This is a genomic window from Paenibacillus sp. GXUN7292 (assembly GCF_050864975.1).
Classification (GTDB): Bacteria; Bacillota; Bacilli; order Paenibacillales; family Paenibacillaceae; genus Pristimantibacillus.
Genome location: NZ_JBOZWO010000027.1, coordinates 11,621 through 29,126, shown reverse-complemented (window position 1 = coordinate 29,126; position 17,506 = coordinate 11,621). Strand labels below are relative to the sequence as shown.

Below are 17,506 nucleotides of genomic sequence, written 5' to 3'. Positions count from 1 at the left end.
AACGGAGGAAATGATCTATGAAGAACAAAAAATGGTTTGCACTGCTAGGTACTGCGTTATCCCTGATTCTCGTTTTTCTGGCCGGTTGCAGTGGCAACTCGTCTACTCCACCGGACTCCCAGACGTCAGCCAAACCAACCGCCAATGCCTCCGCACCAGCCAGTAAGGGCGAGGTGGTTGAGCTGGTCTATTATTTTCCAACCCAGACCTCGGGTCCCTTGGCTGTTGCTATGGAGAAGATTGTGGAAAAATTCAATGCGGCGAACAAAGGCATCCACGTGACCGCGACCTTCACTGGCAACTACGATGAAACGCTGCAAAAGACTCTGACGGCCATCTCGGGCGGCAATGCCCCTAACGTGGTCCTCAGCGGCTACAACCTCTCCAACTTGCTCAGCATTGACGCACTGGTGGATATGAACACCTTGATCGCCAAGGAACCCGCTGGTTTCCTAGACGACTATGTACCGGGCTTCTTCACGCTGTTCAGCTACCCTGACAATTTGCTGTACGGTATGCCTTTCCAGCACAGCGGCACCATTCTTTATTATAATAAAGATATACTGGCGGCCGCCGGTCTGGACCCTCAGAATCCTCCAGCAACCTGGAGCGAATTGAAAACGGTTACCGAAGCCCTCAAGGCTTATGATGCCAAACTTGTACCGCTTGAGTTTATGGGCGACGTGTGGATGACCGAGGCCTTGGCGCTCTCCAATGGCGGCGCCATCCATGCGGATATGGACACCATGTCCCTCGACAATCCCAAACTCATCGAGACCGTCAACTTTTTTAAAGGTTTAATGGACGCTGGCTTGGCAGAGGACAACACCAGCTACGGCGGCGCGGCGGAGAACTTCTTGGCCGAGACCACTGCTATTATGACAAACTCCAGTGGCTCTTTGGGCAATGTGTCCAAGACCGCTACTTTCGACTGGGGTATCGCCCCTCTTCCCGCAGGCGATGGCAAAGACCCTGTTTCCCTCTTGGGCGGCGGCGGCTTTATTATCATCGACGAGCACCCTCAGGAGAAGATCGACGCCAGCTGGGAATTTGTGAAATACATGACCAGCCCGGAAGTTTCCGCTGAGTGGATGATTGCTACCGGGTACTTCGCAGTGCGTCACTCTTCCTACGACTTGCCCGAGATTAAGGCCATGTTCGCCGAGAAGCCACAGTATGCCACGACAGTAGAGCTCCTTCCGATCCTGCAGAGCCCTTACATGATCCGGCAGAATTTCGGCGATGTGTCCAACACCTTCAAATTGGCACTGGATGAGAGCTATCTGAACAATGCCGACATCACTGCTACGCTGCAGCGGGCACAAAAAGAAGCTCAAGCCTTATTGGACAACGGAAAATGAGGCTGCATATTATTCGACACGGCGACCCGGACTACGAGAATGACAACCTGACAGACCTGGGCAAAAGAGAAGCTCAGGCGCTGGCTCAGCGCATGGAGCGTCTGCCTCTAGCGCAAATCTATTCGTCACCTATGGGGCGGGCCAAGGCCACAGCCGGGTATACCGCCGAGAGAACAGGGATACCCGTGCAAATCTTGGAATGGATGCGGGAGATGAGTGATTTGACAGCCAGCCCCGATTCAAGCGTGCTGCCGGACCCGGTGGTGATCTGGAACCTGCCGGGGCATCAGCTGCGCCAGGCCGAGGGCGAGGAAGGAAAGCACGCAGCGAATAGCGATCTTTTCCCTCAGCCACTTACCGCCAACCGTTTCCATGAATTGCGCACCGGCTGGCTCGAATGGTTGCGGCAGGCTCACATCCAGGTGACCGACAAGGGCTGGACGACCGATACCCCGCTTGTGGACAAAGATGTGGCGATATTCTGCCACCATGGCGTCGGGCTGGCATTGTTGTCGTTGATTATGGACATACCGGTGGCAGCACTCTGGCGTTCGGTATGGCTGCCGCCCTCCTCTGTATCCACAGTACTTCTCGAGCAATATGATCAGCAACGGATCAACCCGAGGCTGGTGTGCATCGGCGATACCTCACACCTGTTCTCACTTGGGCTGAACAACAATACCAGCGGGTTGCTCTACAATTTCCATTGACGGAAGCTAGCCCCGAGATTTCGGGGCTGGTTTTTATCATTGCACATGGCTCAATCACAAACGCACGACCGGAGGAGCATTGAGATGGAACATTTCAGTTTTGGTCTGATGACAGACATGCACTATGCAGACCGCCCCATGCGGATAGGGCGTTATTATCGAAACACCTTAGACAAAGCGAGGCAATGTATTGACGCGTTCAACGGTGTGCCAGTGGATTTTTGCGTACACATGGGAGACCTCATCGACTGGCCCGGTCAGCCGGACAAGGGCCGGGAGGCGCTGACCGCCATCATGCCGATCATGCGCCAGTTTCGCGGCCCCATGTATTATCTGCTGGGAAATCACGATGTAGACTCAGTGCCTGGCAACGAACTGGCTGCGCTTTGGGAGATGCCCGGTGGACAGACCTGGTATTCCTTTGACCACAAGGGTGTGCACTTCATTGCGCTGGACTGCAACTTCGACGCCGAAGGCATGCCCCACCAGCCGGGAATCGGGGAATGGGACAATTGCTACCTGCCCCAATCCCAACTGAGCTGGCTCGTAGCCGATCTGGCGGCGGCACAGCCGGACATCGTGGTGGTGATGGTCCATGCCCTTCTGGATGACTTCGAGGACCCCCATGTCATCCGAAACGCTCCTGCGGTGCGGAGCATACTGGAAAACTGCAATAAACGTGTAGTGGTGCTTCAAGGACATATGCACACCGGGCATAGAAGCGTGAAGAACGGCATTGGCTATCACACCTTGCGATCAGTGGTAAATGGGCGGACCCGCACCTGTTTTTGGGTGGTGGAGGTGGGCGCCAGCGGCATGACCGCCGCCGTATACGACAGCACCCGCAACCATGGCCGCCCCACCCGGCGGGTGTTGCTAGAGTTTTGAGAAGATAGAGGAATCAAGTCCGATATATCGGCAGTAGCGTCAGAGCGACGGTTCTTATAAAATAACCAATACCCTCACCGGAAAGGTCATGGAATACAAGAACGGCGTTAATGTGCTGAGCAATCCGGTAGCCCAGAACGCAAGCAACGATACCGCAGCGCAGCGCTGGTGGATCGTCCAGAATGGCACGAAATACTGATTAACGCTGGAAGCGGTTTGTTCCTGGACATCAGCTCCAGTTCAGTCACGCCAGGAGCCAATATCCTGATGTGGTACAACTCCGGAAGCTCGAACGGCCTCAACTTTATATTGAAACGCACGTGATAATACAAAGAAACAACTCTATATATCCAGTCAAGACCACCCGCTCAGCGGGTGGTCTTGACTTCTAGGCGCTGGTACCAGCGGGCGCCTGCGTGCCAAGAAAAAGATCATTCCTCTTGCTCTTGCTCTTGCCCTTGCCATTGACAGATAGTATATCCTCTCATAATCGCAAGCCTCTTATCAGAGATTCGCTTCCTTTATAAAATCCGCATAATCCTGATATAATTTCGTCGAGTCTTCGTGTCCTGCAAACGCTAAGCTTCCAGGCTTATTCATTAATCCAAGGTATTGATAACATACAATTTTATCCACATAATTAGATAATACTTCAATTTGCTGGCGGACTCGCTGGAATGGAGCCGGCACCAATACCTTCCCCTGAAACTTAAAGGTCTCCAGATCCGCCCATAATGGCTTGCCTGCTTGATCATGCGCTTCCCTTAATTGAGAGTAAATGTGGTGCAATTCCTCTGGTTGAGATGCATTTACACCAACTTGATCTTGATAGGCAATGAAATCAACTTCAAGTGCCTTGACTTCGTCTACAAACCTCCCGTCGAAGTGGATCGTTCGTGTGCCGTAAGGTGCAATGATGACCGTTTGTGGTCCTATTTTTCGGCATTGATCCGACATTTTATTAACATAACGAATATAGCCTTCCGGATAATATCCTCTAATACCAGCTTCTACTGGCAAATACCAGCCTGCAAAGGATCGATAATGTCCGTAACGCTCCACTAATTCTCTTATGATATCTAAGCGATACCGCTCGGCATTATTTTCGTCAATAAAATCATGAAATGCAGGTGTTGTAAAAAAACCAAGACCGATGTAAATGTTAACGTTTAGCCTGTCACCTGCTTTTAAAACAGCATCGAGCGGGTCCTCGCATATTAAATTCCAGCGATACTTAATAATTTCGGAAGGGTAAAAGGTTTTGCCATGAAGGGCAACGGATAGCAGCATGAAGGTATCCATCCCCGCCTCTGCCATCTCTTCCATTTTACTATCCCAATCTTGGGCAGTAAATTGGTTTGTAGCGTGATTCCAATAATCTCCTTCATAAGGATTGCAATGATGAAAATCAAACCAAGTCCCGCTAATCGGGAGTATTTTTTGCTTCATTCCCATTGTCCCCCATCCCATTAATAATACCGTGAGCGGCAAAACATCCTTTCCAAAACCATTTGCTTTGGCTAATAGCCTGCCTCTTCAATCTCAATATCATTTGAGTTCTTTTCAAAAAAGAGGCTTGCAATCAGCAAGCCTCTAATTCTGAATTAACATTCCAATGACTTTCATAAATCGATGTATAAATTACAGTACTCCTATTAAAACGCTGCAGCCAAAAGATCGATTAAGTTTTCACTTCTGTACACGGCTGTCAAGCCATCCATTCGTTGCGCATTCACATTATCATATCTTCTAGCATCAGCCTGTTCCGTATGAAGAAACCGCATCATCAATTCATACGGTCCAGGTAATGAATACGGCTTACAGAAAGCAGTATGCTGCACTGCTTGCTTGACCGCATCCTTCAGCTCTAGACGAGAACGTAAAGGAGGCTTGATTATAGCGGAGTGCCTGCCAGTTGCTGTTTTTGTTGCATATACAACTATGTCGCCCAACTCATCTTCCGCTTCGGAACAGGTTTTATCGTCACCAGATACTAAGCATACGGGAACTCCATATAGACCAAATATCAGAGCATCCAATCCAATCTCACCAATCATTCGACCGTTCAATTGTATGGATTGCCATCCTTGCGATGTCATGGTATGATCCCTCACGGCCTCTCGAGTTCCATTCATTGCATGGTATCCGAGTAAGAAAGCGCCATCAAAGCTGCTATCAAGACCTGGAAATCGTTGTTCAACCCGAGTTGCCCCCATTACATAATCTGCTGCAGGATGCAACAACTCAGGAATGAAGTTGAAGCCGCTTCCATGTGCGTCTTTGACAATAATTTGAGTTGCGCCGGCTTCTACTAACGCTTCAGTAACCGCATTCACTTCCATGGTTAGTAAATGACGCGCTTCTTCATAGAGCGGTGCTCCGCGTAATAGCTGATCCGGAAGCATAATGCCAGAAATCCCTTCCATATCTGCACTAACATAAAATTTCATGGCTAACACCTACTATTTGCATAATATCCAAATTACTTCATGTATCCTTGAATGCCAGCCGCCTTAATCGCATCATTCACTTCTTTAATCATTTCGGCTCCGCCCCTGCTCTTCCACTCTTCAACTAGCTTATCCCAGTCTGAGAATGGGCGTTGACCATAAATCATTTTCGTTTGCTCATCGTACATGTATTTCCAAAGCTCAGCTTCCTTTGCAAGTCTCACTTCTGAGAACACTGCATTTACTGGATTAAAGTAATGCTGGGTGCTTGCATGCATTTCTTCAAACTTCTTAGCAGCTTCCTTCAAAATAGGTACTTTATAGGTACTTGAATATTCGTTAGCCTCATCACTAGGCGCCCAACCATTGGAATCCGGGTAGTAGTCGCGAGGCTTCAAGCCCAACTCACTGCTTTCAAGCTTCAATTGGCCATCCTCAATTGTAAAGCCTGAACCTTCATTGCCATGCAGCCAGTCAAAATCTGCGTTAGAAGAATTCTTTTGGTCGCTTGTATAGAATTGTCGGCCGAAGTCCAGGAACTCAAAAATACGTTGCAATTTTTCTGGCTCCTTAGCAAGCTTTGCATTAATTAATGTAATACCTGAAAAGCCCGGGCCCGATGTGTAGCCTTGCGAGCCATCTGGCGCTGCGAATGGGGGAATCGGCTCAAGAACAGCTCCAGGTGCAATATCTGACAATGCTTGTGAATTTGTATCACTCATACCGCGAGGTGTCCCGATAAAGATACCCGCTTTTGAACCGTAGAATTCATTGTTTGTTTGACCCCAGTTCAATACTGCAAAGTCAGGAGTAGCTGCACCTTGATTATAAATGTCAGCAATCCACATTAGCAATTCTTTTCTGACATCAGTAATGATACCTGGTACATAGTTGCCTTCTTCATCCTTATGGTACCAAGCAAGGAAATCATAATAGGCGCCCATCGAATATGGCGGGTTAATGTTGCTTGACATGGCCAGACCATACGTATCGTCTTTACTGTTTTGGTCCGGATCGTTGAATGTAAACGCAAGAGCAACTTCCTTCAGCTCTTCGTAAGTAGTAGGCATCTTCAAATTAAGATTATCCAGCCAGTCTCTGCGGATCATTGGAGTCAAGGAATAGTTTTCCGCGGAGTAACGCGGAATACCGTACATTTTCCCGTCAACCATTACAGACTTGCGAATATCCTCGGGAATCATTTTAAAGCTTTCATATTGATCCATGTACTCATCTAGCGGTAAAAACGCACCTTGCTTCGCCCATTTTACATAGTTGGCATCTTGATGATTTTCTAGTGTAATAATATCGGGAAGCTCATTGGAAGCAACAACGGCGCTCAGCTTTTGAAGATAGTCGGTAACAACCACGATTTGCGGCTGAAAGTCGATATTAAATTTCTCGTTAATCATACTAATGCCTTTACCGTCAACGGCCGGGACATTTCCTGCATAACGATAATCAATTGAAGTAATTGTGAACTTTTTAGAGCTTGTATCCGTTGCATTTCCTTGAGCCGTTGTATTAGATGGTGCCGTTGATGGAGATGGACTAGCTGGTCCATTGTTTGAGTTACTAGAGCATGCCGCCAGCATACATACGGACATCATTATTGCTGCTGCAGAAGTTGCCTTCTTTTTAAATGACATTGCGTTCACCCCATTAAGTTAGTTGTCGAATCTCTATCCTACTACTCCATGCTTTGGGCGGTTAGCCTTTTACTGAACCTAACATCACCCCCTTGGCAAAATGTTTTTGCAGAAACGGATAGACGAACAAAATAGGCAATGTTGCTACGATAATGGCTGCCATTTGGATCGTTTCCGCTGGCGGTGCATGCTCTGACAAAATGCCTAGTGTCGTATTCGGCTCGTTAATAATGATCATCTGGCGGAGTACAACTTGTATTGGCCAGTCCTTTGGATTGTTCAAATACAGAACCCCGGTGAAATAGTTATTCCAATGAGCAACGGCATAAAAAAGACCAAAAGCTGCAAGTGAAGGCTTAGACAGCGGCAAAATGATTTTTGTAAATACTTGAATATCATTGGCGCCATCGATTGTTGCTGCTTCATTCAATTCAGAAGGTATACTCAAGAAAAACTGACGCATAACGATCAAGTTATAAGGACTAATGGCAACGGGGATAATTAAAGACCAAAGCGAATTCATTAACCCCGTTTCTAGAACGACTAAATAGGTTGGGATCATACCTGCAGTGAAAAGTAAAGAAAACACTACGAAAAGCATGATGACGCGCCGCCCAATCATAGGTCTTGATAGCGAATAAGCAAACGTAGTCGTAAATAATAAGTTAACGAATGTTCCAATAACTGTTAATTTAACAGTTACCCAGACCGCCCTAATAAAAGGCTTGGAGTTTAATATAAATTCATAGGATGTTAGAATCCAGGTTTTCGGAAAAAACATAAAATCGCTTCGAAGAAAATCTTCATAGGATGAGAATGAAACACTTATTACATACATGAATGGAAATAGCATAGCAAGTGAAAGTAAGCATAAGGCAATATAGTTAACTATCGAAAAGGGAGAGAGGTACCATTTTATTGTTTTCATTAATAGACACCATCCTCACCGAATCGTTTAGCTAAGAAGTTCGCACCAACTACAAGTAAAAGTCCGACAAAGCCTTTAAATAATCCAACTGCTGTAGCAAAGCTATAATCTGACTGCTCAATACCTTTGAGGTAGACATAGGTATCCAGAACCTCGCCCACACTACGATTAAAAGGATTCAGCATGAGAAATATTTGTTCAAAGCCCACATCCATAACACTTCCCAATCGTAGAATTAACAATATGACGATCGTGCCTCGAATAGCAGGCAGTGTAATATGCCATATTTGTCTCCAGCGATTCGCACCATCCACAATAGCCGCTTCATATAATTGAGGATTTACTCCTGCTAGTGCTGCAAGAAAAATAATCGTTCCCCAACCAACTTCCTTCCATATCACCTGTCCAATGATCAATGGCTTGAAGAACGCCGGATCGGTTAACCATGGAATCGCACTCCATCCAAAGGAATCAACAATAAAACGGTTAACTAACCCTTCTCCTCTAAGGAAAATAACACTGATCCCTACAACAACTACCCATGAAAGGAAATGCGGCAAGTAGACTATAGATTGAATCGTACGTTTAAAGAACGCATTTTTAACTTCATTTAACATTAATGCAACAATGATTGGCGCTGGAAATGCAAATACGATTTGAAGGAATGAAATACTTAGTGTATTCCATAGAACACTGATAACTTCTTTATCTTCAAATATTTTTTCAAAATGTGTAAATCCAACCCATGGGCTGCTGAGCATACCCTTGAATGGATTAAAATCGATAAAGGCAAGTACTAATCCACCCATGGGCAAGTATTTGTAAATGAGAAAATACAAAATACCTGGCAGAGCAATGATTAACAAGTACCGATCCTTCCACATACGCTTTCTTATAGATGTAAGCATTTTCATTTTTCCACTTGGCAGCGCTTGTAATGATTCTGATGGTTTCATTGTTCCCCTCTCTTTCTTTAAGCGATAAGCTAATAGTTCCACAACTTAAATTGCAGGGCAATTATCTCTTATACAAGACAGCAGAAAAAAGATAATTTCCCGAATAAAAAGATAACAACCCCGCAAAATACACGGAATTGTTATCTTTTATACGCTCAATATGGGCCTTATCAATAGGGTCTTGTTACAGCCTTTCATTATCGGCTACGAATTTTCTCTATTGTTTTTACGATACTGTCCTGGTGGTTCGCTTGAAAATTGTTTGAAAATTCTATTGAAATTCGTTACTGACGTATAACGCAAACGATCAGCAATTTCTTTGATTGGCATATCCGTATAAATAAGCCACTTTTGAGCCTGCTCCATACGTACCTTAATTAAATAATCCCCAAACGTAATGGAGGTTTCTTCTTTAAAAAATCTGCTCATTTGTGAAGGAGTTACTCCAAATCGATCTGCTAGCTGCTGCAAGGACAAATCCTTTGTAAATTCTTCATGAATATAATAGATCGCTTGCTGAACAATCTTCGACTGCTTTGGAAAATTCGCTTCCTCTAATGCCTTTATAACCTTTGGAAACACAGTCATTTCACACCACTGTCTTACCTCTTGTAAAGAATTCATTTGATACAGTTCCTTATACCAGCTGATTTCTTGACTATCTGCCTCATTTTGTCCCCACTCTAGCAGTAAATGGTCAATTTCACCTAACAAATAAGCAAATAATCCTAACACGGTTTCAGAATTATGTGCATATTGGGGAACTAAGCGAAGCATTTGCACCAAATGCTCCTTGGCCTCCTCTAAATTACCAATTGCGAGGCTTTGCACAATTTTCTTCTGCCATTTCACGAGTGACTGCCCCGATTGACGTGTAACAGGGTCGATCGTACGCCGAAGTATAACGTCGCCTGAGCCTAACAGCAATCGATAGCTAAGCAGCTCATTTGCTTCCTGATACGCATCGCTTATTTTGTCATATCCAATATATACAGAGCTTAATGAAACGGTAACAGATAATTGGAAAAGCTCCATTGCTTTAACTCGAACTTGGCCAGCAATTCTCTCGCACTCACGCTCTGTTGCCCCGCCCGGCTTTTCGATTCCGATAATCATGGCAACTTGGCCGGGCAAAGGAATCGCAGTAGCACAAGAAAATGATTCTTCACACAGCTCCTCCATCATCCTTCTTAGAGCATACATCATTAACGAACGATCTTTTTCTTTGTACTCCTCTTGAAATATAACAAATCTCTCTAGATCCGCTACACAAACATAAAATACTCTTCCTTTGAGCGGAAATCCATATTGCTCCGTTTTTCGATGAATTTCCTGTTCAGACATTTCGCCTCTGATCATTTGCTGAAACACCGTTTCCTTTAAATAAGGCAACTGTTCACTTAACTCATATTTTAGCTTTTCGTTCGTTTTTACCATTAGCTGAATAAAGGTATCCAGCACCGCTATACCATCACGGTGGTTGTGATCTGCTTTAAATTCTCCTGTAAACTTATACAATAGGCGTTGAATTGGAATATATAAACGATTAGAACCAAATAGTGCTATTATTCCCCACACCACGATCAAAGACAATACTACGACCCAGGTCAGCCCTTGTATGCTTTGAGCTTGACGCGTTAAATCCTTGTCAGGTGTCATCGCAATGTAGGTCCAATTATTAAATGTAGACTTTTGAATCGATGGTCTGTAAGAAACACCTTGCTTCGTAATATTTTTTAAATCTCCTTCGGGATTAGCCCAAATCCCGTACCACTCCGAGGAGACTGTCAAGCGAGTTCCTATTTCATCTTGATTTTGACTCATGACTATTTTACCTTCGTTATCAACAACTAACAGCTGGCGATTTCCTCCAAGCTGTACATGCTCAAATAATTTAGTTAGATGTTCTAGCGAAACATGCAGAACTAAAATCCCATCCGGTTCATCACTATAAAAAGCGGGTACCGGACGGAGCAGCAATAGCTCGTGTTGGCCTTGGCTGCTGTTTGGGGGAATAACGATGGATGAGTTATAGCTAATATTTGTGTTGTTTAACATGCTGTTATATTTAAATTGTGATTCGTTAATATAGCCATAAATGGTTGAATATACTTTCCCGGAATGTTTTGAAATCAGCGAAATATCAAAAGGTACCTCAGAAAGTCCCCGCTGCCACTGTATAGAATCTATAGCAGTTAAAAAGGGCGTTATATTTTGATCAGGAGTCGTTTTTACAGTTTCGCCAATAGTTGTATTGTTCGCCAGCTGTACTGAATTTTTTTCTAGACTTCGTATAATGGAATCGAATTGATACTTTATTTGGCTAAGAATAATCTGATGATTATGATCAACTTCCCGCTGAATCATGTTTGAGGCAAAATATGCAGAAAACATACCTAGAAGTACGACAGGAATGATGCTCATCAGTAAAACAAAAAGCATCAACTTTTGTTTATATGAGATTGGTTTTAGCTTTGCTAGAATGTTTATGCTAGTACCCTCTCTTCTACTTCAGTTTATGGAATACAATATTTTATTATCACAACTAGAAACACTACATGCTCTACGAACTGAGACATTACGGTAGACTAAATACTATTATACTATCATAGAAGCCCTCTTCTTCGGAACTGCCTAAGCTTTTGCTACTGGAATCTAGGTCAATTAAGAGGAATTTAAAACCGCGAAAAGCGTTGTAAAAGATACTTTGAAATGTTTGGTTTGAAATGCAAAATAGCCGTTCTATTCGAACGGCTTATAATGCAACTATTAACTCCAGCAATTATTAGAGAGGATATGCATAATAGATAAATCGATAGGGGGCGTTGCCCACATAGTTAAAAGGATAGCAGGTTGTTACGACTAAAACTTCCTCCCCCATGCTCCTAATGACAGTCGTGTCGTCCTCCGGGACGATCTCTGTCTCTCTGATTTCATAGGTATAGGTATCATAAGGCATGTCTACAACAAAATGATCGCCAATTTCCAAAGCGCCAATCCCTCGGAAAACCGTATCGCGATGGCCAGATATGACGATTTGTTCCCCCTGGCCCGGATACGCAGTGTTTGAAATATGGCCTATCCCTTTTTTCAGATCATCTGCCTCTACACCTTCAACAATAGGCAGCGATTTCTCCAGTTTTGGAATTTCAAGAATAGCAAAAGGCTCGTGATGCTCTGCCGCAAAGTTTGCGATATTTTCTGCTTTCGACTTCTTCATCGCCATAAAATCTTCTTTCGTCTTAGATAAATATGCCTCAGCCTGCACTAACGATTGCTGCTCGGTCCGTGCTTGATCGAATAATTGATAGGCAAAAACTAGCACAGCTGCTATCCCCAAAATGACAAATATATTCATAATAGCTTTCATAAATTCACCCGATTTCTTAATCGTGAATTTGGCTAGGTTACGAGCTCTTCCGGGAAACTGCGATTCGGTAATTCTTGCTCCTGTTGATAGAATTGCTTATAGTATTGACAATATCCAGACAGATTGTGCTCTACATCATCAATTCGCGCTCGAAATGAGTGATGACGAATAAAAAAACTGCCCATTATTCGTTGTGGATTTTTTAAATACATAGCCATTTCCGGATAAAAAAATCCATTTCTCTGATATTCCGCTCGCTTATGAATCGTGGTGACAAGCTTTTTTTCGTCAAAGGATTCGGCCTTCAGCAAATCGCGATGCTCCGTTTTGTGCAACCTTTCCACCATTTGATAGGCTGCAAGGGTTAACTCCAAAAATGTCGGATACGTGGTTTCTCTCTGATAAATGAAATCCAGCTTGTCCCGAACATTCAATAATCCAAATTGAAAATAGCGAAGCAGAGGCTTGAACTCTGTTAATTCGTTTGTACAATAGCTAAGCCAATGATCGTGATGCTTCCAGTACTCCTGCTCGATGAAATGCTCGAATGCGCGTTCGACTGATTGCAGCCACAGCTCATTTCGATCCACTCTGTAAAGCCTCATCATAGCGAATGCCGCCTCGCCGTCATAATAGATAATCCGGTGTTCTTCCTTCAACTCCAAAGATGGATAGTGCAGAACATGACGGAAACTTCCATCCTCTCTCTGGAGCGAGATGATGCCATGAGCCAGCTGTCTGGCGATTGGCAAATATTGATAGTCGCCTGTAATCTCCATGTATTTGGTCAGCGCTAGTATGGCAGCAGCATTCGCTCCAAGTTTTATCTCCTGCTCTCCAGGCCCCATGCCATCAATTACATAAGCAGCCTGGGCATGCCCGCTGGGAACAATTGCAATTCCTTCGGCAATCAGGTAATTTAAACTTTTTTTAATAGCGCTCATTAATTCATCGTCGGGAAAGCATTCATAGACTTCGCACATCGAATATACCGTACTGGCATGACGCAGCATATTATAAAAATTGATTTCCACATCGAAACACGAAAAATAACCATAGGTGAACTTACCGTTGCTCTGGACATTTCTTGCTAGAAAGTCAGCACCAGATTTAATCAAATACTTTAGTTCCTCCCTATCTAATTTCGTATCCCGTCTACCATAATCCAACTCCGTATTTTTCAGCGGCCAGCATGAATTTTCTTGATAAAAGAAACTGACTGTCGTAAACGCAATTACTTGACTCACGGCATTAAAAGCTAAAGGCTTCAAATCAGGACGATTCGTTTTTATGTAATGCTGGATATTTCTTTCATTCAAATAACCCCGATTCGTAGAAGAATCAATTTGAATAAAGGAGTTTCCATTTACCTCTTGTTCCAAAAAAGCATACTTAAAATCAGGATGAAACGATACTCCGCGGCGAAAATAGTTTTTTCTTGTACTCGTCATGATCTTGATAAATTCGAGTATGGAATAAGTTCTTTTTTCATCGACCATATCGATTTTTAAAGAAGAAGGAACTGTTTTATCTAGTTTAACGAATTGCAATGCCTTTTTCTTCACAGCTTCCCATGCTTGATCAAATTTTACGTGTTGAGCAGTAAATACCCTTGCTCTCTTCTCTAAGTAGCCCAGCGACAAAAAAAGAATTACTTTTTTATTTTTACGGGTAAATGTTGCAAATGAATCTTGTTTTATTATATACGAGCGAAACCTTTCCAGATCGGCAAGTAAAGAGGAAGACAGGGAATCTGCATTTAGGTTCGACATAATATCCCCCCTGCTGTGATTTTATGACAGGCTTTAGTTGAGAGAAGAAGCAAATGTTCAAAGGAACACTTGCTTCTTTCGTAAAAAACTATTATTTCTTATTTTTGCGATTTCTTAGCCATACTTTTCCGGACAACCCTGCAAACAATGAGGCAATGCCAGCAAAGCCGATATTCCAAACACTTGTCGCTGTTTTTGGCAGTTTTTGTCCATATTCAGATGTATTTTCCCACTCTCCCGTGTAATCAACAGGATTGATATATGGATTGGTAGCTTGTCCATCTCCACCGTAACCTGGCGCTCCGCTATTGTTATCAGAGTCTGCATCTGTGTCAACATCTGCATCGGCGTCAGCATCAGCATCCGCATCCGCGTCAGCATCGGCGTCGGCGTCGGCATCAGCATCCGCATCAGCATCTGCATCGGCATCTGCGTCAGCATCCGCATCTGCATCCGCGTCGGCGTCAGCATCTGCGTCAGCATCCGCATCAGCGTCGGCATCCGCATCTGCGTCAGCGTCAGCGTCAGCATCAGCATCTGCATCGGCGTCGGCATCCGCGTCAGCATCCGCATCCGCGTCAGCATCAGCGTCAGCATCTGCATCAGCGTCGGCGTCGGCGTCGGCGTCAGCATCCGCATCCGCATCCGCGTCAGCGTCAGCATCCGCATCCGCGTCGGCGTCAGCATCGGCGTCGGCGTCAGCATCGGCGTCAGCGTCAGCATCCGCATCTGCATCGGCGTCGGCATCCGCATCCGCGTCAGCATCAGCATCCGCGTCGGCGTCAGCATCTGCATCAGCGTCGGCATCCGCGTCAGCATCTGCATCCGCGTCAGCATCTGCATCGGCGTCGGCATCTGCGTCGGCGTCAGCATCTGCATCGGCGTCAGCATCTGCATCGGCGTCAGCATCTGCATCTGCATCTGCATCGGCGTCAGCATCTGCATCAGCATCGGCGTCGGCGTCGGCATCTGCGTCAGCGTCAGCGTCAGCATCTGCGTCGGCATCTGCGTCGGCATCTGCGTCAGCATCGGCGTCAGCGTCAGCGTCGGCGTCAGCATCAGCATCCGCGTCGGCATCCGCGTCAGCATCCGCGTCAGCATCCGCGTCGGCATCAGCATCCGCGTCAGCATCCGCATCTGCGTCAGCATCCGCATCGGCGTCAGCATCAGCATCCGCATCGGCGTCAGCGTCGGCATCCGCATCAGCATCAGCATCCGCATCAGCATCGGCGTCAGCGTCAGCGTCAGCATCAGCATCCGCATCGGCGTCTGCATCAGCGTCAGCATCGGCGTCGGCGTCAGCATCCGCATCGGCGTCGGCGTCAGCGTCGGCATCAGCATCCGCGTCAGCATCCGCATCCGCGTCAGCATCCGCATCAGCATCCGCATCAGCGTCAGCATCGGCGTCGGCGTCGGCGTCGGCGTCGGCGTCGGCATCTGCGTCAGCATCGGCATCTGCATCTGCATCTGCATCGGCATCAGCATCGGCGTCAGCATCGGCGTCAGCGTCAGCGTCAGCGTCGGCGTCAGCGTCGGCGTCGGCATCCGCGTCAGCATCCGCATCCGCATCCGCGTCTGCATCCGCATCGGCGTCAGCATCCGCATCCGCATCAGCATCGGCGTCGGCATCGGCATCCGCGTCAGCATCCGCATCGGCGTCAGCATCGGCGTCGGCATCCGCATCCGCATCTGCGTCGGCATCGGCATCCGCATCGGCGTCAGCGTCGGCATCCGCATCGGCGTCAGCATCCGCATCTGCATCCGCATCTGCATCCGCGTCGGCATCTGCATCAGCGTCGGCATCCGCATCCGCATCAGCATCGGCGTCGGCATCAGCATCAGCATCGGCGTCAGCGTCGGCATCTGCGTCAGCATCAGCGTCGGCATCCGCATCAGCATCCGCGTCAGCGTCGGCATCTGCGTCAGCATCAGCGTCGGCATCAGCGTCAGCGTCAGCATCCGCGTCAGCATCCGCATCGGCGTCGGCATCAGCGTCGGCATCAGCGTCGGCATCGGCGTCGGCATCCGCGTCGGCATCCGCGTCTGCATCCGCGTCAGCATCGGCGTCGGCATCCGCATCAGCGTCAGCGTCGGCATCCGCGTCTGCATCCGCATCAGCGTCAGCATCCGCATCAGCGTCAGCGTCGGCATCCGCGTCGGCGTCGGCGTCTGCATCCGCGTCAGCATCTGCATCCGCATCTGCGTCAGCATCGGCGTCAGCATCTGCATCAGCGTCGGCATCCGCGTCAGCATCCGCATCCGCATCCGCGTCAGTATCGTCTTCATCTTCAAAAATTATAATGTCCGAATCTTCCATGCTGGACAGCAATTCTATATCAATGACTGAGTTATTAACAGCAGCTCCATAAACCCTAACTTCTCCTACAACTCCCACTGGTTTTTCAATCTGTGCATTTAAGTTGAGTGAAGCTTGTCCAATAACTCCAACTCGAGCCAAATCATTCGTCAGGTTAATAGTCCCATTCGAAATATTATTCACCAAATCTAGCACCGGATTTAACATATTTTTAACCGGAGCAAGCGGTACAGAGCTGATACCACTCAAAATTTCAACCGATAAATTTTCAATCGCATCAGCAACATCTGTCAACAACTGAGTAACTACATCACGAACTGCCGTTTCAACATGATTACCCAGACCATCAGTGAAATTAATGGTAATTGTACCGTCTGTCCCTACTGTTGCAGTTACATTTTCTTCATAGGCAAGCAAATTGGCTAGCGCATCATTGAGATTATTCAATGCAGACAAAGCATTTTCCAATTCAGACAAGCCTTCCACTTTAATAAGCGGAGCCGTTAACGGATTGCTCAGTATGCTGTCTACAGCGGAGACTAGGTCACCCAATACAACATTCAGATTTCCTGTAATATTGCTAACAGCGGCATCCAATACCGGCAGATTATCCATCGTAATTGGCAAGATTTCGACACGAACTGAGGCTTGTTCAGCAACTGACCATTTCCCTGCCAATTCAGGCGCATAGAACACAAATAATCGTTCCGGATTGATCAGCTCCGCTTCAGCAAGTCCCGTGCCAATGATCGATAATGCCAGATTGTATAACTCTGCATTCTCTGTTTCACTGAGCTCTGCATTCACAGAAACATTAGAAAGCAAATTCACTTCCGCCAGCGATGCCGCCTGCACAATATAGTTTGGGTTAGTTAGCATCGTACCTGACATCGCCATTGCAGGCGGGCCTAGAGTCAGGGCACCGGCAATAACAGCCGTCGACAATATTTTCTGGACTCGCAAAGCGTGACGTTTATTGCGATTATTCCAGTGTCTTTTAAAATCAAATTTTTGACGTCTCATTATTTTTCCTCCCATGTATCACATAAATTTAAACGCTTACAGCAAATCTGCCCTTACATGATCACCCTAATGCTTTGCAGTA

12 protein-coding genes and 1 pseudogene are annotated in these 17,506 nt (G+C 46.2%); 4 read left to right on the top strand and 9 right to left on the bottom strand.

Annotation, left to right across the window (positions count from 1 at the left end):
* Positions 1-17 precede the first annotated feature (17 nt).
* The 4 genes and pseudogenes from ACRRU2_RS19735 to ACRRU2_RS19720 form a co-directional block, all read left to right on the top strand.
* Positions 18-1,361, top strand: a complete 1,344-nt coding sequence (locus ACRRU2_RS19735; protein WP_432504335.1) for an ABC transporter substrate-binding protein — start codon at positions 18-20, stop codon at positions 1,359-1,361.
* Entirely contained in the window at positions 1,358-2,071 is a 714-nt protein-coding gene (locus ACRRU2_RS19730; RefSeq protein ID WP_432504333.1) for a histidine phosphatase family protein, read from the top strand. Before ACRRU2_RS19735 ends, ACRRU2_RS19730 begins: the two co-directional genes overlap by 4 nt.
* A gap of 84 nt (positions 2,072-2,155) precedes the next feature.
* On the top strand, positions 2,156-2,959 hold the full coding sequence (locus ACRRU2_RS19725; RefSeq protein ID WP_432504331.1) for a metallophosphoesterase: 804 nt from the start codon (positions 2,156-2,158) through the stop codon (positions 2,957-2,959).
* A gap of 52 nt (positions 2,960-3,011) precedes the next feature.
* A pseudogene (locus ACRRU2_RS19720) lies at positions 3,012-3,158 on the top strand (RICIN domain-containing protein); the annotation flags it as partial.
* A 305-nt stretch (positions 3,159-3,463) separates the two neighbouring features.
* On the opposite strand, the gene ACRRU2_RS19715 reads toward ACRRU2_RS19720, so the two are convergent.
* From ACRRU2_RS19715 to ACRRU2_RS19675, 9 genes are all read right to left on the bottom strand, one after another.
* Positions 3,464-4,408, bottom strand: coding sequence for a DUF4434 domain-containing protein (locus ACRRU2_RS19715; protein ID WP_432504329.1), 945 nt, complete (start codon positions 4,406-4,408; stop codon positions 3,464-3,466).
* A 206-nt stretch (positions 4,409-4,614) separates the two neighbouring features.
* Positions 4,615-5,409 carry a M55 family metallopeptidase gene (locus ACRRU2_RS19710; protein WP_432504327.1) on the bottom strand — a complete coding sequence of 265 codons (795 nt, stop codon included), beginning with the start codon at positions 5,407-5,409 and terminating at the stop codon, positions 4,615-4,617.
* 32 nt (positions 5,410-5,441) lie between these two features.
* Complete coding sequence (locus tag ACRRU2_RS19705) at positions 5,442-7,058, bottom strand: extracellular solute-binding protein (protein WP_432504325.1); 1,617 nt, start codon at positions 7,056-7,058, stop codon at positions 5,442-5,444.
* Between the two features lie 61 nt (positions 7,059-7,119).
* On the bottom strand, positions 7,120-7,986 hold the full coding sequence (locus ACRRU2_RS19700; RefSeq protein WP_432504323.1) for a carbohydrate ABC transporter permease: 867 nt from the start codon (positions 7,984-7,986) through the stop codon (positions 7,120-7,122).
* Positions 7,986-8,942: an ABC transporter permease gene (locus tag ACRRU2_RS19695; protein WP_432504321.1), complete on the bottom strand. Its 957-nt coding sequence runs from the start codon at positions 8,940-8,942 to the stop codon at positions 7,986-7,988. Before ACRRU2_RS19695 ends, ACRRU2_RS19700 begins: the two co-directional genes overlap by 1 nt.
* A gap of 204 nt (positions 8,943-9,146) precedes the next feature.
* The gene (locus ACRRU2_RS19690; RefSeq protein WP_432504319.1) at positions 9,147-11,384 is read right to left on the bottom strand and encodes a helix-turn-helix domain-containing protein; all 2,238 of its coding nucleotides are present in this window, start codon (positions 11,382-11,384) and stop codon (positions 9,147-9,149) included.
* Positions 11,385-11,727: 343 nt separating this feature from the next.
* Complete coding sequence (locus ACRRU2_RS19685; RefSeq protein WP_432504317.1) at positions 11,728-12,312, bottom strand: class D sortase; 585 nt, start codon at positions 12,310-12,312, stop codon at positions 11,728-11,730.
* Positions 12,313-12,344: 32 nt separating this feature from the next.
* Entirely contained in the window at positions 12,345-14,084 is a 1,740-nt protein-coding gene (locus tag ACRRU2_RS19680) for a hypothetical protein (RefSeq protein ID WP_432504315.1), read from the bottom strand.
* A 91-nt stretch (positions 14,085-14,175) separates the two neighbouring features.
* Positions 14,176-17,424 (bottom strand): adhesive domain-containing protein, encoded by a 3,249-nt coding sequence (locus ACRRU2_RS19675; RefSeq protein WP_432504313.1) that lies wholly within the window; start codon positions 17,422-17,424, stop codon positions 14,176-14,178.
* Positions 17,425-17,506 lie beyond the last annotated feature (82 nt).

What these genes read in the sequence shown, in the direction of transcription:
- ACRRU2_RS19735 (WP_432504335.1), top strand. Translation starts at nt 18, where the DNA reads ATGAAGAACAAAAAATGGTTTGCACTGCTAGGTACTGCGTTATCCCTG.
- ACRRU2_RS19730 (WP_432504333.1), top strand. Translation starts at nt 1,358, where the DNA reads ATGAGGCTGCATATTATTCGACACGGCGACCCGGACTACGAGAATGAC.
- ACRRU2_RS19725 (WP_432504331.1), top strand. Translation starts at nt 2,156, where the DNA reads ATGGAACATTTCAGTTTTGGTCTGATGACAGACATGCACTATGCAGAC.
- ACRRU2_RS19715 (WP_432504329.1), bottom strand. Translation starts at nt 4,408, where the DNA reads ATGAAGCAAAAAATACTCCCGATTAGCGGGACTTGGTTTGATTTTCAT.
- ACRRU2_RS19710 (WP_432504327.1), bottom strand. Translation starts at nt 5,409, where the DNA reads ATGAAATTTTATGTTAGTGCAGATATGGAAGGGATTTCTGGCATTATG.
- ACRRU2_RS19705 (WP_432504325.1), bottom strand. Translation starts at nt 7,058, where the DNA reads ATGTCATTTAAAAAGAAGGCAACTTCTGCAGCAGCAATAATGATGTCC.
- ACRRU2_RS19700 (WP_432504323.1), bottom strand. Translation starts at nt 7,986, where the DNA reads ATGAAAACAATAAAATGGTACCTCTCTCCCTTTTCGATAGTTAACTAT.
- ACRRU2_RS19695 (WP_432504321.1), bottom strand. Translation starts at nt 8,942, where the DNA reads ATGAAACCATCAGAATCATTACAAGCGCTGCCAAGTGGAAAAATGAAA.
- ACRRU2_RS19690 (WP_432504319.1), bottom strand. Translation starts at nt 11,384, where the DNA reads ATGCTTTTTGTTTTACTGATGAGCATCATTCCTGTCGTACTTCTAGGT.
- ACRRU2_RS19685 (WP_432504317.1), bottom strand. Translation starts at nt 12,312, where the DNA reads ATGAAAGCTATTATGAATATATTTGTCATTTTGGGGATAGCAGCTGTG.
- ACRRU2_RS19680 (WP_432504315.1), bottom strand. Translation starts at nt 14,084, where the DNA reads ATGTCGAACCTAAATGCAGATTCCCTGTCTTCCTCTTTACTTGCCGAT.
- ACRRU2_RS19675 (WP_432504313.1), bottom strand. Translation starts at nt 17,424, where the DNA reads ATGAGACGTCAAAAATTTGATTTTAAAAGACACTGGAATAATCGCAAT.